Genomic DNA, 19826 nt, shown 5'->3' with positions numbered 1-19826 from the left:
TCCGTGAAACTGTCAAGCTGTTTCACGTTCGGGTATGAAATCAGCGTTCGAACGCGTCGAGCATTTGGTACCAGGCGATGGTCGCGGCAACGCCGACCTGTCGAAAGGCGTGAAACGGGATCGGCCGGATCGGCGAGACCGGGAACGGCAATTGCCTGATGTCGCCGCTCGACAGATAGGAGGCGATGCGCTCACCAAGCGCGGTCATCAGGCCGTTGCCGCGGCCTTGGCAGCCGACCACCGCCAGCAGGCCCTTCTCGGGCTCGTGGATGTGAGGGAGATGGTCGGGTGTCATTGCCACCCGGCCAAACCAGCGCTTTTCGATAGCAACATCGGACAGCGCCGGATAAAGCCGCAGCAGTGCGCGTTCGAGATGCGCCCAGTCGGCCGGGCCGTTCGGCAGCGCCATGCGGCCGCGCCCGCCGAGCACCAGCCGGCCGTCGGCACTCTTGCGGTAATAGACGAGGATGCGGCGCGAATCCGACACCGCCTGCCCCTCCGGCAGGATCGCCGCCGCGAGATTGGACGACAGCGGCGCCGTCGCGATCTGGAAGGAATGCAACGGGACGATGGTCTCAGCGAGGCCGGGGAGCAGGCCGCCGGTATAGGCGTTGGTCGCCAGGACGACCGCCTTGGCCTTGAGTTCGGCGCCGCTTTTCGTCGAAACGTGCCAAATGCCGGCATCTTTGCTGATCTGCATCACGTTCTGGCGCTCGGCGATCTTCACACCCGCCGCTGCAGCGATGCGCGCCAGCTCCGACGTATAGGCGAGCGGGTCGATGACACCGGCGCGACGGTCGAGCCAGCCGCCGAGATAGCCTTGCGCGCCGGTCATCGTCGCAATCTCGGTCGCGCTCAGCAACCGGACATCGGCGCCCCGCGCCCGCCACTGCCGGTCCCGGTTCGCCGCCGCTTTCAACGCGGTCTCGGTATGCGCGGCCTGAATCCAGCCGTTGCGGACGAACGGCACCGCCAGTTTTTCATCGCGGATCAATTCGAAGACGGCATTCGCGGTCGAGGCGGCAAAGTTGACGAGCGCCTCGCCGCGTTCGAGACCAAAATGCTCCAGCAGCCAGTCCGGATCGTATTTCAGGCCGGGAATGACCTGGCCGCCGTTCAGGCCGGATGCGCCATTGCCAATTTCGCCGGCGTCCAGCACCTGGACGGCAAGGCCGAGCCGGGCGGCGTGCACGGCTGTCGACAGCCCCATGATGCCGCCGCCGACGATAACGACATCGGCGCGTCGGCCGGCTGGAAAAAGCGACTGGAACGCGGTGGCTGTCCGCGACTTCTGCCAGATTGGATCGGAAAACCGTAAGGGCAAGCGTCACCTAGGGATCTTAGTCGGTGAAAACCCTAGCGACGGTTTCATTATTTTGAAAGAGCGTTTTCCGTCGCCATTGGCGCAGGTCAGGCTCGATCAAGGTCCAGCGATGCAAAGACCGCTTGAAAGAATTGACAAAGCTCGCCCTGGAAGCGGGATAGACCTTTGGCGGGAATTTGGTGAAAGTGCCGCCGTCGAACGACAAGCCTATTTTGCGGCCGTTCATCGGCCGCAACGACCGCGACACCCGGACCGAGACAACAGGAACCGTAAGCCATGACGAACGCCACACACTTGCCATCCGAAGGCCTCTTCCTTGGCCGTGCCATGACGAGCGATGCTCCCCACCCGCTGGTGGTCACGGTGCGTGACGGCACTGTCTTCGACATTACGTCACCTGTGGCACCGACTATACGCGACGTTTGCGAATTGCCGGATCCGGCAGGGCATGTCCGCTCGGCCAAGGGGCGGCCGATCGGCCCGCTCGATGCCATTGCCGTCAACAGTTTCGAGACCGCGCGCGATCCACAAAAACCATACCTGCTTTCCCCGGTCGACCTGCAGGCGATCAAGGCGTCTGGCGTCACCTTCGTCGTCAGCCTGCTCGAGCGCGTCATCGAGGAGCAGGCGCGCGGCTCGGCGGAAAAGGCCGACGCCATTCGCGCCGACATTGCCGGGCTGATCGGCCACGATCTGTCGAAGCTCAAGCCCGGCTCGCCAGAAGCGATGGAGATCAAGGCCAAGCTGATCGCTCGCGGTGCCTGGTCGCAATATCTGGAAGTCGGCATCGGCCCCGATGCCGAGATCTTCACCAAATGCCAGCCGATGGCCTCGGTCGGCTTCGGCGCCGATGTCGGCCTGCATCCGGTTTCGACATGGAACAACCCGGAGCCGGAGATTGCCGTAATTGCCGCCAGCAGCGGCAGGATTGTCGGCGCTACGCTCGGCAACGACGTCAATCTGCGCGACGTCGAGGGGCGCTCGGCGCTCCTGCTCGGAAAAGCCAAGGACAACAACGCTTCGGCAGCACTTGGCCCCTTCGTCCGGCTGTTTGACGAGACCTTTTCCATCGGCGACGTGAAGCAGGCGATCGTGCGCCTGAAGGTCGAGGGCGAGGACGGATTTTCGCTGGAGGGCGCCAGTTCGATGGCCGAGATCAGCCGCTCGCCGGAAGAGTTGGTCGCCGCCGCAATGGGGCCGCACCATCAATATCCCGACGGGCTGGCGCTCTATCTCGGCACCATGTTCGTGCCGTCGAAAGATCGCGGCGAAAAAGGCAAGGGCTTTACCCACAAGGTCGGCGACATCGTCACCATCTCGTCGGAGAAGTTCGGCGCCCTGGTCAACCGCGTGCGGCTGTCGCCCGACTGCCCGCACTGGACCTATGGCGCAAGCCATCTGATGCGGGCCCTCGCCAGAGCCGACCTGATCTAAGCTCCCGCTGTCCGGCAGGCGCCTGCCTGGAAAATATCACGCGAACTGATGCAATCTGATGGAAGAGCTGATGGCGCCTTGGTTTGCGCCAACTACCACTTGCAGATGAGGCTTGCCATCAATCGAAAAAGGGGATGCTCTGATGCACCCAGGTCGACGCTGGCAAAATGCGATCACGGTTTTTGGCCGTGATCGTCGTCGGAGGAGGAGTTCGGTTCAAATGGGAGGAAATCAAATGCTGACGAGGCTAAGACTGCTTGTACTTGGCTTGATCGTGGCGCTGGCCATTCCGGCCGCGGCACAGGCCAAGACGTTTTACTGGATTTCGCATGGCGGCCCGGCCGATCCGGTCTGGACCTACTTCCTTGCCGGCGCCAAGCAATGGGCGACGGACACCGGCAATACCGTCAACACCTCGTTCCACAATGGCGACGTGGCGTCTCAACAGGAGGCTGTTCGCGCCGCAATCGCCGCCAAGGCCGACGGCATCACCACGACCAGCCCCGATCCGGGCAGCCTTGTCGAGATCGTCAAGGAAGCGCGGGCGGCGAACATCCCGATCATCAACTTCAACACGCCCGACCCGAAGGCGGACTTCAACGCCTATGTCGGCGGCGACAACGTCACCTTCGGCAAGCATTGGGCGCAGTACCTGGTCGACAAGGGCCTGGTGAAGAAGGGCGACTTCGTCTGGATGCCGGTTGAAATTCCCGGCGCCACCTATGGCGTCCAGGAAGAGGAAGGCATCAAGAGTGTGTTCGAGCCGCTCGGCATCACCTATGAAATCACCGAAGCGACGCTCGATCAGGCCGAAGTGATCAACCGTATGGTCGATTACCTCACCGCCAACAGGGCCAAGGTCAAGGCAGTCATCGGTCTTGGCGACCTTGTCACCGGTTCGATCAAGCGGGTGTTCGACCAGGTCGGCGTCAAGCCGGGCGAAATCCCGGTTGTCGGCTGGGGCAACTCGCTCGACACCACCCAGGAAGTGCTGAACGGCTACGTCAATGCCGGGCAGTGGCAGGATCCTCAGGCGACCAGCTATGTCGCGCTCTCGCTCGCCAACATGGCGGCGAGCGGTATTCCGCCCGGCTTCGACGTGATCACCGGCGCGCTTTACGAGAAGGACACCGCGGCAGTCTACGACAAGATCCTGTCCGGCAAATAAATCCGCGATCGAGTTGGTCACGGCCGCTCCGGCGGCCGTGACTGCCTCATCATTCCGCCGAATCCGGCTGCGGTCTCGGCCAGTTCCAATCCTATCGCGGGTCCAAGGTGGAAAATCATTCCCTTATCCAACGCTCGATCGCGCGGCCCGAGTTCGGGCCGTTCGTGCTGCTTGTCGTCGAGATCGCCGTGTTCTGGGGCATCAATCACGACTTCCTGTCGCCGCAGAACATCTCAAACACGCTGGCCTTCACGGTCGAGCTCGGGCTGATCGCGCTGGCGATGACACTGCTGATGACGTCTGGCGAATTCGACCTCTCGGTCGGCTCGGTGTTCGGCTTCTCGCCGGTCCTGATGTGGACGTTGTTCAACAGCGGCGTCACCTCGCTTGAAGCAGGCTTCGTCGTTGCGCTGGTGGTCGCCGCCTTCATCGGCCTGGTCAATGGCTGGTTCGTGACGCAGCTCAAGATCCCGTCCTTCCTGGTGACGCTTGGCATGCTGCTGGTGGTGCGCGGCACCGCTTTGTTCGTCACCAACGGGTTTCCGCAGCGGACCTGGAGCGCCGAGGGCAGCTGGCTTGCGGAAGCGCTGGTCGGCGATTTCTTCATCGGGCCGTTCCGTATCTATATGTCGCTGTTCTGGTTTATCGCGGCGGCAATCGCGCTCGGCTACGTGCTGACGCAGAGCCGGACCGGCAACTGGATCCAGGCGGCCGGCGGCAACCCAAGTGCTGCAAGGGCCCGCGGCGTCAATGTCAGCGGCGTCAAGATCGGCTTGTTCATCCTGTCGTCGATCCTGGCCTCGCTTGCCGGCGTCATCAGCTCGCTGCGTACCTCGGCGGCCAACCCCAACAGCGGCACCGGCTACGAGCTCGAAGTCATCGCCATGGTGGTGATCGGCGGTACGGCGCTGACCGGCGGGCGCGGCACCATCATCGGCACGGTGCTCGGCATCCTGATCCTGCGCGTCATGCGCAACGGCATCGTGCTGATCGGCGTGCCGGGCCTTGCCTACAACATCTTCATCGGCGCCATCATCCTCGGCATGATGGCGCTCCACTCATGGCTGGAACGCCGGCATCAGGCAGGGACTTGAGACGATGGTCGAGCCACTGATCCGCATGACAAACATCCGCAAGTCCTATGGCCGCGTGCAGGCGCTGGTGGATGCCAATTTCCATGTCAACGAAAGGGAGATCGTCGGCCTGCTCGGTGACAACGGCGCCGGCAAATCGACGCTGATCAAGGTGTTGTCGGGTGCGGTTCCGCTGACCAGCGGCGACATCTTCATCCGCGGCAAGAAGGTGAATCTGCGCAGCACCAGCGACGCCATCGCCCATGGCATCGAGACGATCTACCAGGACTCGGCGCTGGTGACGCAGCTGTCGATCGCCCGCAACCTGTTTCTCGGACGCGAGCCGATCAGACCGCCGCGTTTCCTCAACCGCATGGACCAGGAGGCGATGAACGTGGTTGCCCGCGACCTGCTCAAGCAGGTCGGCATCTCGAAGAACATACCGCCGACGACGCCGATTGGCTCGCTCTCCGGCGGCGAGCGGCAGGCGGTGGCGATTGCACGGGCCATGCATTTCGACAGCGATCTCATCATCCTCGACGAGCCGACCAACAATCTCGGCGTTGCCGAAACGCAAGGCGTGCTGAGCTTCGTGCGCAGTGCCCGCGATTCCGGCCATTCCTGCATCTTCATCGCCCACAACATCCATCATGTCTTTCAGGTGGTCGACCGCATCGTGGTTATGCGCCGCGGCAAGGTGGTCGCCGACGACATCGACCCGAAGAAGACCAGCGTCGCCGAAGTCGAACGCGTCATCACCGGCATGTCGGACAAGGAGATCCATGACGCGCTGGTCGAGGGCACACAACGGCCCGGCTGAGCAGCCGGGGCCGGCTGACCGTCGAGGCACTGGATCGCATCGCCATATGGTTGCGACATGAAAGCCACCGTTTCGGATATTGCCAGGAGCTGCGGCCTGTCGACCGCGACGGTCGACCGCGTGCTCAACAACCGGCCAGGGGCGAGTGCCGCCAACCGGCAGCGCGTGATGGAGGCGGCCAAGCAACTCGGTTATCTACCGGTCGTCGACCAGGTCGCGTTGCCCTCGCGGCCGGCGCATCTCGAATTCTTCCTGCCGATCGGCAGCAACGCCTTCATGGCCGATCTGGCCAGGCACATCGAGGATTATGCGGCGCGCCTGCCGCTGGTCGCCTCCTGCCGCATCCACAAGCTCACCGGCATCTCGCCGAGCGCCTTGCAGGCGGCTGTCGAAAACCTCTCGCTCAAGGCGAACGGTGTCGGCGTCATCGCCATCGATCATCCGAGAACGCGCAACATCTTGCGCGAGATCGTCGAGGCCGGCATCCGCCTGGTCACGCTGGTGTCCGACGTTCCGGGCGCGCCCCGCTCGGCCTATGTCGGCATCGACAACCGGGTGGCCGGCCGCACCGCGGCGCTGCTGATGGGACGGTTCCTTGGCGGTCGCCAGGGCCATCTGGCAATGGTGGTCGGCTCACGTTCCTATCGCGGCCATGAGGAACGCGAGATGGGCTTTCGCTCCGTGCTTGGCGAAGAGTTCCCCAATCTGACCGTCACCAGCGCCGTCGAGATCAATGATGAGCCGGAAGTCAGTTATACCGCGACCATGAAGGCGCTGCACAACGAGCCGGAGCTGCTCGGCATCTATTGTATCGGCGCCGGGCGCTCGGGCGTGGCGAAAGCGTTGCTCGAAGCCAAGCCGCAGAAGAAGCCGGTGTTCATCTGCCATGATCTGACGCGCGAAACGCGCGGCTATCTCGTCGACGATCTGCTCGACGTCGTCATCGACCAGAATGCGCGGCTGATCGCCGAACAGTCGGTCATTCGCCTGCTCGGCTCGATCGCCTCGTCGGCGCCCTATCTGACGCGGAAATTCATCGAGCCGCGCCTGATCTTCAAGGAAAATGTCCCGGTGCAGTGATGCCGCGCGAGGGCTATGTTCGCTCGGCCTCGATCGTTAAAATTCGGTTGATACCGCAAATCTGCACATCAGCTATGCAACTTTTGTGGTTGCCGAATCATTGGGCAGCCAGTACCTTCATAAGCGTCGGCCATCTACTCCTCCCAGATGCGATGCCGACGTTGAATTCGGTGCACCTCCTCCCGCACCGCATTCGAAAATCAAGCCCGCTGCCACCTCCTCCCGGCAGCGGGCTTTTTCGTTCCGGCTCCTGGTATTGGGCAAAGGCTGGGGTCATGACTAATCACCGAACACGATTGTCAATCCGCGTCCGATGACTATCGGCGATCGCCACCGGCCTGTGTCCGGGCATGCTGCAGCCGCGATCAGCGAATCCGTCGGAATCCTGTCACACTTGTCACCCTCAGCAATTCGCTATCGGCCCTATCCTGCCTGACAACCAACAAGCAACACGTCGCGCAGGGAATGGTGCGGCGACAGACCGGCAACGGAGGAGCGTGATGACGGCACACCCGAACGGAACAAAAGAGCACGCGGCGGCGCGGCGTGCAACGAACGAGCCATCGATCGTTTCGCCGCTTGCGAGTCTATCTGGCCCTGAAGGACGTGATCAGGCCTTCCGCCATGCGCACGAACTGCGCGCTCGGGCCCTCGGAGCCGACACTTTGCAGGCTGACGCGGGCGCCCTCGAGCAGAAGCGACAGCGTATCGGCGAGAAGTTCGGCTTGGCCGATGCCGGCATCGCGACACAAGAAGACCAGACGCTCGCGCTGCGCCTCCTTGAGTTCCTTGATCACTTGCCTTGCCGGATGATCGGTCTCGCTCAACTCGATGGCGGCGTTGGCCATGTCGCAACCGCGACGATCTGACATCAGGCAATCGGCTGCCATCCGGACCCAGGCATGCAGTTGCGCCAGTTTGTCACCCGGATGCTCGGCCTCGAACTTTTCCCACATCGCATTAGCGCTGCAGGCGGTCGCCCGCAGACATTCGATGATCAGGTCGTCCTTGGACTCGAAATGCCGGTAGAGCGTCATCTTGTTGGTGCCGGCGGCCTCGGTGATGGCGTCGATGCCGACGCCGCGAATGCCATGCTTGTGAAACATGTCCCGTGCCGTCTCCAGGATCCTGTCTCGGGGGCGAACACGCTCCACAATACCGTCTGTCATCAAAACCTCCGTGCTTGCGTTTCCCGAAATTCCCTCGGTACACCTCTTGACTAGGGTGTTACCGGTCTGTAACGTTAGAGATGTTACTTACCTGTAACACTCGCATTGCATCATGTCAAACTCGCAAGTGCCGGCCATCAGCCCCGCCCCAATCGGCAAGGGGACGAACCGCACCTTACGGCCTCGCCGGCGAGCAAGAGAACACCCGATCCGCGGCGTGCCGCGGATCGCCAAAACCAGGAGCCGCTTCGATGTCGCAGCGCAATGATCTGACGATCGATGAAGTCGTGAAGGATCCGATGATCCGCATGCTGATGAAGGCCGACCGCGTCGACCCGCGGTCTTTCGAGGCGATGCTGCGTGCACTGGCGGACGAGCAGGCCGAGCGCCGCAATGCGCCGCAACGCCTTCTGGAAGATTTCGGCTTTCTCGAAGATTCCGGCTCAACGCGCAGCCGGCGGCTGTCCAGGGTAGCCAGGGCCTTTGGCCGGGCCAGAGCATCGGGCGAGGCGTGCATCTCATGGTAAACTTCTTCATCCATCGTCCGATCTTTGCGTCGGCGATCGCCATCATCATGGTGCTCGCCGGTGGGATCTGTTATTTCCTGCTGCCCGTCTCGCAGTTTCCCGACATCACCCCGCCCCAGGTCGTGGTCAGCGCCCATTACCCGGGCGCCAGCGCACAGGTTGTCGCCGACACGGTGACGACGCCGCTCGAACAGCAGATCAACGGCGTTCAGGGCATGACCTACATGTCGTCGTCGAGCTCCAATGACGGCTCCTCGACGATCACCATCACTTTCGAGGTCGGTTATTCCCTGAGCACCGCCGCCGTCGACGTCCAGAACCGCGTTTCGCAGGCGGCTTCCTCGTTGCCGGCCATCGTCAACCAGGGCGGCGTAACGATCAAGAAACAGAACCCGAACTTCGTCCTGATCATCGACCTCACCTCGCCGGACGGTTCCGTCAACCCGGTCGCGCTGAGCAACCTCGCCTATCTGCAGGTGGTCGATCCGCTGAAGCGCCTGCCTGGCGTCGGCGACGTGCAGATATTCGGCGAGCGGCGCTATTCGATGCGCATTTGGCTCGATCCCGACAAGCTCGCCAATCTCGGCATCACCGCCGTCGACGTGCAAAACGCCGTCGCCGAGCAGAACGTCCAGGTGGCGGCCGGCAAGATCGGGCAGTCGCCGGCCCCGGCCGGCACCGCCTTCGAGATGCAGGTCAACGCGGTCGGCAGGCTAAGCGATCCCAAGGAGTTCGGCGACATCGTCGTGCGGGCCAACACCGCCAACGGCTCGCTGGTTAGGCTGCGCGACGTTGCGCGCATCGAACTCGGCGCCCTGCAATATTCGTCGTCGGCCTTCTTCGGCAAGGATCCGACGGTGGTGCTCGCGGTCTACCAGATGCCGGGCTCCAACGCGCTCGATCTGCAGCAGCGCGTCAAGGACAAGATGCAGGAGCTGTCGGCCCGCTTTCCGAAGGGCGTCAGCTACGCCATGCATTACGATACGACGCGTTTCGTTTCGGCCTCGATGCACGATGTGCTGATCACGCTCGGTGAGGCGCTGATCCTGGTCGTCGCCGTGGTGTTCATCTTCCTGCAAAGCTGGCGCACCACGATCATCCCGACGATCGCGATTCCCGTGTCGCTGGTGTCGACGTTGGTCGTCATGTACATGTTCGGCTTCTCCTTGAACATGCTCAGCCTGCTCGGCATGGTGCTGGCGATCGGCCTCGTCGTCGACGACGCCATCGTCGTCGTCGAGAATGTCGAGCGCCAGCTGGAGGCCGGCCTCAAACCGCTGGCTGCCACGCGCGCGGCAATGGCCGAGGTCACCGGCCCGATCATCGCCACGACCGCTGTGCTGATGGCCGTGTTTGTACCGGTCGCCTTCATCCCCGGCGTTTCCGGCCGGCTCTACAACCAGTTTGCCCTGACGGTCGCGATCTCCTTCGGCATCTCGGCCTTCGTCTCGCTCACGCTTACTCCGGCGCTCAGCGCCGCCTTCCTGCGCCACCGGCCGGAAACGCAGTTCGTGCTGTTCCGCTGGTTCAACACGGGCTTCGAACGGCTATCGCATGCCTATGCGAATGGTGTGCGCATTCTCATCCGTCTGCGCTGGATCATGCTCGGCGTGTTCGCGGCCGGACTTGTCGCGACCTATTTCGTCTGGCAGCGCCTGCCCTCGACCTTCCTTCCGGTCGAGGACCAGGGCTACTTCTTCGTCGTCATCCAGCTCCCCGACGGGGCCTCGCTGGAACGCACCGACGCGGTGGCGCAAAAGGCACGCGACATCCTGCAGAACACGCCCGGCGTCGACATCGTCGGCTCGATCAGCGGCCTGAACTTCCTGACCAGTGCCGCCCAGTCGAACTCGGCGGTCGAATTCGCCATCCTGAAGCCATGGGACGAACGCGGCCCCGACCAGAGCGCCTCGAAGCTCGTCGCCGACGTGCGCAACAAGCTGCTGCAAATTCCGGAGGCTTTTGCGCTGAGCTTCGACCCGCCGTCGATCCCGGGCATCGGCACCACCGGTGGCTTCGAGTTCCAGGTCGAGGACCTGACCGGCCGCGGCAGCGTGGCGCTCAACGATGCGACGCAAGCGGTGATTGCCGAGGCGCGCAAGCAGCCAGAGCTCAATCCGCAGCAATTGTTCTCGTCGTTCTCGACCTCGACGCCGCAGTTCAACTACGACCTCGATCGCGCCAAGGCGAAGCTGCTCGGGCTCAGCCTGCCGGACGTCTTCAACACGCTGCAGATCTATCTCGGCTCGCTCTATGTGAACGATTTCAATCTGTTCGGCCGCACCTTCCGGGTGACGATCCAGGCCGACAAGGACTCTCGTGCCGGTCCGGCCGACATTTCGCGGCTCTATGTCCGCAATGCTTCGGGCGGCATGGTGCCGCTGAGCACGCTGGGCAAGCTTGTGCCCGTCGTCGGCCCAGAGACCGTGCCGCATTACAACAACAATGCGTCGGCCCTGATCAATGGCGGCGCCGCCCCTGGTTTCTCGTCCGGCCAGGCGGTCGCGGCGATGGAACGTGCCGCCGCTACGGCGTTGCCGAGAGATTTCGGCTACGAATGGACCGGCATCACCTATCAGGAGCTCAAGGCGGGATCGATCGCATCCGTTGTCTTCGGCCTCGCCATCGTCTTCGTCTTCCTGATCCTCGCCGCGCAATATGAGAGCTGGGCGATGCCGTTCATCGTGCTGCTCGCGGTGCCGCTCGCACTGTTCGGTGCATTCGTCGTGCTGTGGCTGCGCGGCATGCAGATCGACGTTTATTCGCAGATAGGCTTCGTCATGCTGATCGGACTGGCGGCCAAGAACGCGATTCTGATCGTCGAGTTTGCCCGGCGCCGGCGCGAAGAAGGCCTCAGCATCGTCGACGCCGCGATGGAAGCGGCGCGGCTGCGGCTGCGGCCGATCCTGATGACCGCCTTCGCCTTCATCCTCGGCGTGCTGCCGCTGATGTTCGCCACCGGTGCGGGTGCCGCGAGCCGGCAGTCGATCGGCACCACCGTCTTTGGCGGCATGGTCGCGGCGACGATCCTGTCGCTGGTGTTCGTGCCGGTCTTCTATGCGGTGATCGAGCAGCTGCGCGAGCGCAGCAGCGAGAGCGAACCGGTCTCCGAAGCGACTGAACCACCAACCGCCGAACCCGCCTTCGAGCCATTGGCCGAAGCGGCTGAATAGGACTGGAGAATTGATCATGCGTAAATGGAAAATCGCGCTGGGAACGGCCGTCGCCCTTGGGGCGATTTCGGTGGCGAGCGTTCACTTGCTCGACATGGGCAGTCTCAGCCTCAACGCCGGCACAGCCGGGGCAGCGACACCCAAGCCGGAAGCGTTTGTCATGCCGGTACCGGTGGTGAGCGTCGTCAAGAAGACGATCCCGATCTATCTCGACTATGCAGCCCGGGTGGAGCCGATCCGCAGCATCACGCTGCAGGCGCGCGTGCCGGGCTATCTGCAGGAGCAGGTCGCCGCCGACGGCGGCGACGTTGCGAAGGGCGACCTTCTCTACAAGATCGCCCCTGAGGATTTCCAGGCTGCCCTCGAGCAGGCGAAGGCGCAGGTCCAGCGCGACACGGCAACGCTCGACTATGCGCGCTCCAATCTCGGGCGCGGCAGCGAGCTCGCCAAGAGCGGCTATCTCGCCAAGGACGTGTTCGACCAGCGTACCAGCACCTTGCGCGGGGCCCAGGCTTCGCTCGCCGTGAACCAGGCCGCCGTGCGGACCGCCGAGCTCAATTTGAGCTATACCGAAATCCGTGCCCCGTTCACAGGACGCATCGGACGCAGCCAGGCTTCCGTCGGAACACTGGTCAGCGTCGCTGGCACGGTGCTCAACACGCTGGTGCAGCTCGATCCGATCTACGTCACCTTCAATCCGAGCGAAACGGACCTGATGCAGATCGAGGAAGCCCGGGCCGCGGGGCCGATCAGTGTCGATGTCCTGCTTCCCGGTGAAACGGAACCGCGCCAGAAGGGCAATCTTACCTTCATGGACAACACGATCGATCGCTCGACCGGCACGATCACGGCACGGGCGACGGTCGGCAACGGCAAGTTCACGCTGCTGCCCGGCCAGTATGTCCGCGTCCGGCTGCACGTCAAAGAACAGCCCGATGCGCTGATGGTGCCGCAGACGGCACTCGGCTCAGGCCAGCTCGGCAAATACCTCTATGTCGTCGGCAAGGACAACACCGTCGACCAGCGCATCGTTTCGCTCGGACCTACCAATGGCGATCAGGTCGCCATCTTGAGCGGTGTGGCCGAAGGCGACCAGGTGATCACCGGCAATCTGCAGAAGATCGGCCCGGGAATGCCGGTCTCGCCGCTGCCGCAGAAACCGGCCACCTGATAACCCCCATCAGGTCCCGGTCCCGCGGCGCCTTCGGCTTATGTCGAGGGCGCCGTTTTGCTGAGCAGTTCGACCAGACCGGCGACATCGGCGCGCTCGGCCTTGAGCGGTGGCATGAAGGCGCAATAGGGGTGCCCGAGCCGCACCGAGACCGGCGACAGCGCAATCAGGCGGCCTGCTTCGAGATCGGCACGGGCCATGACCCTCTGGCCAAGAGCGATCCCGAGGCCCAGCCTCGCCGAGGCAACCGCCAGGCTGGACAGTCCAACGCGCCGGCCCTGCGAAGGGTCGGGAGAGCGGTTGCCTCCCGACGCCGCGAACCAATCCGCCCAGGTCGGGTGCGTGGCATAGTTCGGTCCCCAATTGGTGTGGATGAACAGGCTGTCGTGCAATTCCGCCAGGCCGGAGTCGCCATTGCCGTGCCGCTGCCAGAGTTCCGGCGCGCAGACCGGCAGGACCTCGTCATGGACAAGACGGACCATTCGCAGTGCGGGATAGTGATAATCGCCATAGCTGATGCGAAGGTCGACGTTCTGGCGCACAAGGTCGACGGGATCGTCCTCAACCCTGACGTCGATCGCCATTTGCGGGAAGGCGTCAAGCAGCACAGCCAGCCTCGGCGCCAGCCACAATTCGGCTAGCGAAAACGGCACGCTGACGACAAGACGGGTTCTCAGGCTCCCATCCAGCATGCGCCGCCCGATCGCGGCGATGTCGCCCAAGGCCCGTGCGGTCTGCGGATAGATCGCGTGGCCGGCATCGGTCAGCACTATGCGATTGCCGCTGCGCACGAACAGCTGCTTGCCGAACCAGGTCTCGAGATTGCGTATCTGCTGGCTGACCGCTGCCGAGGAGACGCCGAGCTCCGCGGCGGCGAGCGTAAAACTGCCGGCGCGGGCCGCGACCTCGAACGCCCTGATCGCGTTCAGCGGCGGAAGCCGTTCCATACCAAACCAACCTTCCATCAGTTTTTCTTTCGCAAGCCTAATAATTTCGCCGGTTGAGAGAAAGATTTTTTTGTCGTCTTCTGTGCTCGAAGCTGGAGCATGAGACGATGAAAGACATTCTCGATCTGGACCGCTACCCGCTCGATCGTGAGGGCAGCAGCGAGTGGAAGCGCCTCGTGGAGCGCTCGATCGCGGCGTTGGAAGCCGACGGCATGTTCAATCTCGAAGGTTTCGTGCGCCCCGGCATCGCCGAACGGGCGGTGCGGGAAATCCAGCCGGTGATGGCCACGCGGTCGCATTTGCACAAGCGGATGCACAACATCTACTTCAAGCCTGATATCCCGGAACTCGATCCTGCCCACCCGGCATTGCGCAAGGTCGAGACCATCAGCCATACGGTCTGCGCCGACCAGATCCCCGGCAGCCTCGTGCTCGCCATCTATGAATACGAGCCGCTTCTGCGATTTTTGGCAGCGGCGATGGGCAAGCCGAAGCTGCACGTCATGCAGGACCCGCTGGCGCGCACCAATGTGATGGCGTATCGCGCAGGCGAGGCGTTGAACTGGCATTTCGACCGCTCGGAATTCACCACCACGCTTCTGCTGCAGGCCGCCTCGCGTGGCGGCGATCTGGAATACCGCACCGATCTCCGGTCGGCCGACAATCCGAATTACGACGGCGTCGCAAGATTGCTCGAAGGGCGCGATCCCGAAGCGAAGATATTGCGCATGGAGCCGGGCACGCTGAACGTCTTTCGCGGCAAGAACACCGCGCATCGCGTCACCACCGTCGAAGGCGAGCGCGAGCGAATGATCGCGGTGTTTTCCTACTACGAAAAGCCGGGCGTGACGTTCAGCGACGAGGAGCGGGTCGGCTTCTACGGCCGCGCGGCCTGAGGGCTTGCCGGCCGCCGCTGGCTGCCGACCAAACGGAAATCGAGAATTCGCAATCCGCCTCTTGTTAGATTGTCGACAATCTGCTTGTCTAGCTTTCGGTTCCTCTGGAGTGGCCATATGGGCAAGCTGGATTTCAGTCCGATCGCGGATACGACACGCAGGGCCGAGATCGTCGCGCTGCTCCGGCGCGCGATCCTGACCGGCCAGTTGGAACCCGGGCAAAAACTCAACGAACTCAGGATTTCCGAGCAGATGCGGGTGAGCCGCGCGCCACTGCGCGAGGCGATGCGCGAGCTGGTGCAGGAAGGCATCCTGACCAGCATTCCCTACGCCGGAACCTTCGTCATCGACGTCACAGCCAAGGACATCGACGATGCATATTCGCTCAACAAGGTGCTGGATGAGTTTGCCATCGAGCGGACCTGGCCGCTTCGCGACCAGCGCTTTTTCGACGAGCTTGACCGGCGCCATACGGCGGTGAAGCAGGCGACGCGCGAACTGGACACGACGCGGCAGATCGAAACGGCGCTGCAACTGCATGGCCTGATCCATGAATGGGCCGACAATTCGGTGCTGCTGGAAACCTGGCAGCGGCTGACCAGCCGGCTGCAGATGTATTTTGCGCTGCACCAGCGGGCGCGCAACGAGCCGGTGCCTGCCGAAGACGTCCACGAGACCTATGTGCGGCTGCTCATGGGCAGCGACATGCGCGCTGCCCAGCGCCACGCCAAGGAGCATATCGACCTCGATTTCGAAGAGCTGCTCGCCTATGCGCGCGGGCTGGAACAGCGCGGCTCAAAGGGCGCCGGCGCTGATCGCGCCGGCCGGCCTAAAGGCGGCTGAGCCCGACAAGTTGGCGGCCATCCGGAACACAGACAACGGACAGAAAACGTGCAGATCAAAACCATCAAGGCCTACCATGTCGTGCAGCCCTTCGTGGACGGGCCTTACCGCATGTCGAAGGGGCGCGTGGCCGATGCGTTCGACGCGGTGATCGTCGCCATCACCGCCGACAGCGGCCTCACCGGCTGGGGCGAGATGGCGCCGCTCGGCAATTTTTACTCGCCGGCCTTCGCCGCCGGCACGCGCGCCGGCGTCATCGAAATCGCGCCACATCTCATCGGCCATGACCCACGCGGGCTGACCGGTATCAACAGGCTGATGGACACGGTGTTCAAGGGCCATCCCTACATCAAGTCGGCGCTCGACATGGCATGCTCGGATCTCGCGGCGCGCGCCGCCGACGTGCCGCTGGTAACGCTGCTCGGGGGACGTGAGAGTGAGACGGCCGAACTCTACAAGGTCGTCACCCATGGCACGGTCGACGCAATGGCCGCACTTGCCAAGCGCATCGTCGGGCAAGGATTTCACCGGCTGCAGGTCAAGGTCGGCGGCAACGTCCATGACGACATCGAACGCGTCACAGCCGTCGCCGCCGCCGTGCCGAAAGGCACTGTCATCTTCTGCGACGCCAATGCCGGCTGGACGCCGTACCAGGCACGCCAGTTCGTGGATGCGACGCGCACCATCGACTACACGTTCGAACAGCCTTGCACCACGATCGACGAATGCATGTCGGTGCGCCGCTCGCTCGACAAGCCGATGGTGCTCGACGAATCCGTCGCCTCGCTGGACGACATGCTCGACATCCACCGCAAGGGCGCCGCCGACGGTCTGACGCTCAAGATCTCGCGGCTCGGAGGGGTGACCAAAACGCGCCAGATCCGCGACCTTGCCGTCGATCTCGGCTTCATGATCACCGTCGAGGACACCGGCGGCGCGGAGATCGACACATCGGCCATGGCGCATCTTTCTCTGTCGACGCCGGAAGAGCGCCGGCTGCACGCCATCGCCTTCCACGAATGGGTGACGGTGCGCACCGCGTCCAACATGCCGCCGGTTTCAGGAAGCCGCATGGGCATTCCGGATGGGCCAGGCCTCGGCATCGATGTCGTTCCCGAGCTGCTCGGCGCTCCCTTCTTCGAGGTCGGCAGCTGAGATGAAGATCCGCCGCATCCAGGCGACGCCGATCAACCTGCGGCTCGAAGCGCCCTACGCCTGGGTATTCGGCGAGCTCGACGGGTTCTCGCCGACCATTGTCGAGGTCGAGACCGAGGGCGGCTTGATCGGCCTGGGTGAAGCGCCAACGTCGGCCGCTGCGGCGATCATCAATGACGGTCTTGCGGCACGGCTGACCGGTCGCGACGCCTTCGACATCGCCGGCGCCGAACATGTCTGCCTGCCCTACTGGACCGGCGTGCAAAGCATCAACGACCGCAGCCGCATCATGGCGTTCGGCGCCATCGAGATGGCGTTGTGGGATCTGCGCGGCAAGGCATGGAAGCAGCCGCTCTACCAGCTGCTTGGCGGCGCCGTGCGCAAGGACATCCCTTTCACCGATTATTTCTCGCTGCGCGGCGACGGCCCGAAGGTGAAGGGCGAGAAGACGCCGGAAGCGGTCGCGGATTATTGCGTCGAGCTGCATGAGATCTACGGCACGACCTTCTTCGAAGGCAAGTTCTCGACGCAGGCCCCAAAGATATCGCTGACAATGGTCGAGCTGATCCGCCAAAGGCTCGGCGACGATGTGATGATCCGCATCGATTCCAACCAGGCCTATTCGCTGGCGACGGCCCGGCGGTTGGTCCGCCCGCTGGAGGAGCTCGGGGTGCGCAACTGGGAAGATCCGGTGGCGACCATCGAGGAGATGCGCGAGTTGCGCCGTCATTGCTCGATCCCGTTCTCGACCCACAATATCGACATTGCGCGCGCCATGGAAATGAAGGTGCCGGACGCCTTCGTCGGCAATCCGACCGTCCATGGCGGCATCGGCCGCATGCTGCGTTTTGTCGGCGCCTGCGAGCACGCCGGCATCGATTTCTGGTGCTACAGCGGCGACAGCGGCATCGGCAGCGCCGCTTATCTGCATCTGTGCGCAGCACTTGGCTGGATCAGGGAGCCGAACCAGTCGCTGTTTCGCATGCTGCCGATGGATGTGGTCGAGGAAGGACCGTTTTCGCCGAGGGACAATGTCGTGCGCGTGCCGGAAGGTCACGGCCTCGGCGTCACGCTATCGCGCGAGAATCTCGCCGCCTGCCATCGCGACTTTGTCGAGAACGGTCCGTGCAACAAATATCACGACCCGGCAAAGCCCGGAACCTATCGCCGCCTGCCGTTGAACTGATGACACGAACCAACAGGAGATTGATACAAGAGAAGCACCGGATGGACCGGGCAAGACCGCGTGCTACTGTTCCGGACGACAGGTCTCAATGACGGCCGGGACAAGGTGAAAATCCACGGAATTTCGTCAACCACAAAAACACAGGGGAAAAGGGTCAACCCATGAGCAAAAATTATCGCATTCTCGACCTCATCCGGCGCCATCGCTCGCCGCTCGAAAACCATTTGATCGACGGGCTGGTCGACGGCCGGGTCAGCCGCCGCGACTTCATTCGCCACGGCAGCCTGCTCGGCCTGTCGCTGCCGCTCCTCGGCCGCATCGGCGCTGCCGCCGGATTGGGCGCCATGCCGTCGCTGGCTCGTGCGCAAGGCGCGCCAGGCGCCACCATCCGCGTGGCCAGCAGCGTGCCTGCCGCGGCGATCGATCCCGTCACCATCGCCGATGCCGGTGGATTGTTGATCATGCAGCAGGTCGCCGAATTCCTCTGCATCGACGGTCCGGACCTCGTGCTGCAGCCCGCGCTGGCGGAAAGCTGGAAGCCGAACGACACCGGCACGGTGTGGACCTTCAAGCTGCGCAAGGGCGTGAAATTCCACAGCGGCGGCGAGATGAAGGCGGAAGACGTGGTGGCCAGCATCGACCGGCTCGCCGATCCGGCAAACTCGTCCAATGCGCTCTCGGTGTTCAACGGCATCCTGCAGAAGGGTGCGACCAAGAAGGTCGACGACTACACGGTGGAATTCCACCTCGACGCGCCGAACGGCAACTTCCCCTACATGGTGTCGTCCGACAATTACAATGCCGTCATCATCCCGGCGAGCTATGCCGGCGAGTATGAGAAGAGCTTCGACGGCACCGGGCCATTCAAGATCGAGAAATACACGCCGAAGGTCGGCGCTTTCTTCGTCCGCAATGAGGACTACTGGGGGCCGAAGGCGTTGCCGGAGCGCACCGAATTCACCTTCTTCGCCGACATGCAGCCGCAGATCCTGGCGCTGCAGGGCGGCCAGGTCGACATCATCAACCAGCTGCCGGTGCTGGCCGGCGTCGGGTTGCTCAACGATCCGAGCATCGACATCATCAGCCTGAAGTCGGTGGCGCATCAGCAGCTGCATCTGCAATGCGACGCGGACCCGTTCAAGGATCCGCGCGTGCGCCGCGCCATCGCGCTCAGCCTCGACCGCAACAAGCTGGTGGCCGGCCTGATGAAGGGCCGCGCCGTGGCCGGCAACGACAGCCCGTTCGCCGCCGCCTACCCATCGACAGATCCGAGCGTGCCGCAGCGCCAACAGGATGTCGCGCAGGCCAAGCAGCTGATGGAAGCGGCTGGTGCCGGCAAGGGCTTCAAGGTGACACTGACCACAGAACGCTATCTGGAAATCCCCGAATACGCGCAGCTGATCCAGAACGCGGTCAAGGAGATCGGCATCGAGCTCGAGCTCAACATCCTCGACCAGAGCGCCTATTACGGGGATGCGGTGTTCGGCAAATCGAACTGGCTGGATTCGGTGATGGGCATCACCGACTACGGCCATCGTGGCGTGCCCAACGTCTATCTCGCGGCACCGCTGAAGAGCGACGGCACCTGGAATGCGGCGCATTTCAAGAACAAGGAGTACGACCAGCTCGCGACCAGCTATATCGCGGCGCTCGACCTCGAGGCGCAGAAGGCGTCGGCCGGCAATATCCAAAGGCTGCTGCTCGAGGAAACCCCGGTCATCTTCGGGTATTTCTACGATTATCTGACGGCTACCGCGAAGGGCGTTGCCGGCGTGCAGCCGACCGCGATGTCGCAACTCTTCCTCAATGGAGCGTCGAAAGCCTGAACGGGAGGGAAAGCCAGGGTCTCTAACAGCCGGC

The 19826-nt window shown here is 63.2% G+C and carries 16 protein-coding genes; 13 read left to right on the top strand and 3 right to left on the bottom strand.

What is annotated here, in order from left to right:
- Positions 1-40 precede the first annotated feature (40 nt).
- A complete protein-coding gene (locus NKI85_RS08005; protein ID WP_352776518.1) occupies positions 41-1324 on the bottom strand; it encodes an NAD(P)/FAD-dependent oxidoreductase in 1284 nt (427 codons plus the stop codon).
- Positions 1325-1600: 276 nt separating this feature from the next.
- Here NKI85_RS08005 and NKI85_RS08000 point away from each other — a divergent pair, with 276 nt between their 5' ends.
- From NKI85_RS08000 to NKI85_RS07980, 5 genes are all read left to right on the top strand, one after another.
- Complete coding sequence (locus NKI85_RS08000) at positions 1601-2758, top strand: fumarylacetoacetate hydrolase family protein (RefSeq protein WP_352527682.1); 1158 nt, start codon at positions 1601-1603, stop codon at positions 2756-2758.
- Positions 2759-2993: 235 nt separating this feature from the next.
- A complete protein-coding gene (locus NKI85_RS07995) occupies positions 2994-3926 on the top strand; it encodes a substrate-binding domain-containing protein (protein WP_352527684.1) in 933 nt (310 codons plus the stop codon).
- A 107-nt stretch (positions 3927-4033) separates the two neighbouring features.
- Positions 4034-5020 carry an ABC transporter permease gene (locus NKI85_RS07990; protein WP_352527686.1) on the top strand — a complete coding sequence of 329 codons (987 nt, stop codon included), beginning with the start codon at positions 4034-4036 and terminating at the stop codon, positions 5018-5020.
- Positions 5021-5024: 4 nt separating this feature from the next.
- Positions 5025-5819: an ATP-binding cassette domain-containing protein gene (locus NKI85_RS07985; protein WP_352527688.1), complete on the top strand. Its 795-nt coding sequence runs from the start codon at positions 5025-5027 to the stop codon at positions 5817-5819.
- Between the two features lie 57 nt (positions 5820-5876).
- Entirely contained in the window at positions 5877-6899 is a 1023-nt protein-coding gene (locus NKI85_RS07980; protein ID WP_352527690.1) for a LacI family DNA-binding transcriptional regulator, read from the top strand.
- 587 nt (positions 6900-7486) lie between these two features.
- Here NKI85_RS07980 and NKI85_RS07975 read toward each other — a convergent pair.
- A complete protein-coding gene (locus NKI85_RS07975) occupies positions 7487-8068 on the bottom strand; it encodes a TetR/AcrR family transcriptional regulator (protein WP_352527692.1) in 582 nt (193 codons plus the stop codon).
- A 251-nt stretch (positions 8069-8319) separates the two neighbouring features.
- Between NKI85_RS07975 and NKI85_RS07970 the strand changes: the two genes are divergently transcribed.
- The 3 genes from NKI85_RS07970 to NKI85_RS07960 are packed head-to-tail and all read left to right on the top strand — an operon-like array spanning position 8320 to position 12939.
- Positions 8320-8595, top strand: a complete 276-nt coding sequence (locus tag NKI85_RS07970) for a hypothetical protein (protein WP_352527694.1) — start codon at positions 8320-8322, stop codon at positions 8593-8595.
- Entirely contained in the window at positions 8589-11768 is a 3180-nt protein-coding gene (locus NKI85_RS07965) for an efflux RND transporter permease subunit (RefSeq protein ID WP_352776517.1), read from the top strand. The genes NKI85_RS07970 and NKI85_RS07965 overlap by 7 nt, the downstream gene beginning before the upstream one ends.
- A gap of 16 nt (positions 11769-11784) precedes the next feature.
- On the top strand, positions 11785-12939 hold the full coding sequence (locus NKI85_RS07960) for an efflux RND transporter periplasmic adaptor subunit (protein ID WP_352527698.1): 1155 nt from the start codon (positions 11785-11787) through the stop codon (positions 12937-12939).
- A gap of 38 nt (positions 12940-12977) precedes the next feature.
- On the opposite strand, the gene NKI85_RS07955 is transcribed toward NKI85_RS07960, so the two are convergent.
- A complete protein-coding gene (locus NKI85_RS07955; protein WP_352776516.1) occupies positions 12978-13904 on the bottom strand; it encodes a LysR substrate-binding domain-containing protein in 927 nt (308 codons plus the stop codon).
- An 89-nt stretch (positions 13905-13993) separates the two neighbouring features.
- Between NKI85_RS07955 and NKI85_RS07950 the strand changes: the two genes are divergently transcribed.
- From NKI85_RS07950 to NKI85_RS07930, 5 genes are all read left to right on the top strand, one after another.
- The gene (locus tag NKI85_RS07950) at positions 13994-14782 is read left to right on the top strand and encodes a HalD/BesD family halogenase (protein WP_352776515.1); all 789 of its coding nucleotides are present in this window, start codon (positions 13994-13996) and stop codon (positions 14780-14782) included.
- Between the two features lie 117 nt (positions 14783-14899).
- Positions 14900-15625 (top strand): GntR family transcriptional regulator, encoded by a 726-nt coding sequence (locus NKI85_RS07945; protein WP_352527703.1) that lies wholly within the window; start codon positions 14900-14902, stop codon positions 15623-15625.
- A gap of 48 nt (positions 15626-15673) precedes the next feature.
- Positions 15674-16780 (top strand): mandelate racemase/muconate lactonizing enzyme family protein, encoded by a 1107-nt coding sequence (locus NKI85_RS07940; protein WP_352776514.1) that lies wholly within the window; start codon positions 15674-15676, stop codon positions 16778-16780.
- A gap of 1 nt (position 16781) precedes the next feature.
- The gene (locus NKI85_RS07935) at positions 16782-17966 is read left to right on the top strand and encodes a mandelate racemase/muconate lactonizing enzyme family protein (protein ID WP_352776513.1); all 1185 of its coding nucleotides are present in this window, start codon (positions 16782-16784) and stop codon (positions 17964-17966) included.
- 161 nt (positions 17967-18127) lie between these two features.
- Positions 18128-19792 carry an ABC transporter substrate-binding protein gene (locus NKI85_RS07930; protein WP_352776512.1) on the top strand — a complete coding sequence of 555 codons (1665 nt, stop codon included), beginning with the start codon at positions 18128-18130 and terminating at the stop codon, positions 19790-19792.
- Positions 19793-19826: the final 34 nt, after the last annotated feature.

Origin of the sequence: Mesorhizobium sp. M0571 (genome assembly GCF_040320985.1) — a bacterium.
Taxonomy (GTDB): Bacteria; Pseudomonadota; Alphaproteobacteria; order Rhizobiales; family Rhizobiaceae; genus Mesorhizobium.
This window is presented reverse-complemented; position numbering and strand designations above follow the sequence as displayed.

Excerpts from the sequence above, each read along its gene's own strand:
- NKI85_RS08000 (WP_352527682.1), top strand. The coding sequence starts at position 1,601 with ATGACGAACGCCACACACTTGCCATCCGAAGGCCTCTTCCTTGGCCGT.
- NKI85_RS07995 (WP_352527684.1), top strand. The coding sequence starts at position 2,994 with ATGCTGACGAGGCTAAGACTGCTTGTACTTGGCTTGATCGTGGCGCTG.
- NKI85_RS07985 (WP_352527688.1), top strand. The coding sequence starts at position 5,025 with ATGGTCGAGCCACTGATCCGCATGACAAACATCCGCAAGTCCTATGGC.
- NKI85_RS07980 (WP_352527690.1), top strand. The coding sequence starts at position 5,877 with ATGAAAGCCACCGTTTCGGATATTGCCAGGAGCTGCGGCCTGTCGACC.
- NKI85_RS07975 (WP_352527692.1), bottom strand. The coding sequence starts at position 8,068 with ATGACAGACGGTATTGTGGAGCGTGTTCGCCCCCGAGACAGGATCCTG.
- NKI85_RS07970 (WP_352527694.1), top strand. The coding sequence starts at position 8,320 with ATGTCGCAGCGCAATGATCTGACGATCGATGAAGTCGTGAAGGATCCG.
- NKI85_RS07965 (WP_352776517.1), top strand. The coding sequence starts at position 8,589 with ATGGTAAACTTCTTCATCCATCGTCCGATCTTTGCGTCGGCGATCGCC.
- NKI85_RS07960 (WP_352527698.1), top strand. The coding sequence starts at position 11,785 with ATGCGTAAATGGAAAATCGCGCTGGGAACGGCCGTCGCCCTTGGGGCG.
- NKI85_RS07955 (WP_352776516.1), bottom strand. The coding sequence starts at position 13,904 with ATGGAAGGTTGGTTTGGTATGGAACGGCTTCCGCCGCTGAACGCGATC.
- NKI85_RS07950 (WP_352776515.1), top strand. The coding sequence starts at position 13,994 with ATGAAAGACATTCTCGATCTGGACCGCTACCCGCTCGATCGTGAGGGC.
- NKI85_RS07945 (WP_352527703.1), top strand. The coding sequence starts at position 14,900 with ATGGGCAAGCTGGATTTCAGTCCGATCGCGGATACGACACGCAGGGCC.
- NKI85_RS07935 (WP_352776513.1), top strand. The coding sequence starts at position 16,782 with ATGAAGATCCGCCGCATCCAGGCGACGCCGATCAACCTGCGGCTCGAA.
- NKI85_RS07930 (WP_352776512.1), top strand. The coding sequence starts at position 18,128 with ATGAGCAAAAATTATCGCATTCTCGACCTCATCCGGCGCCATCGCTCG.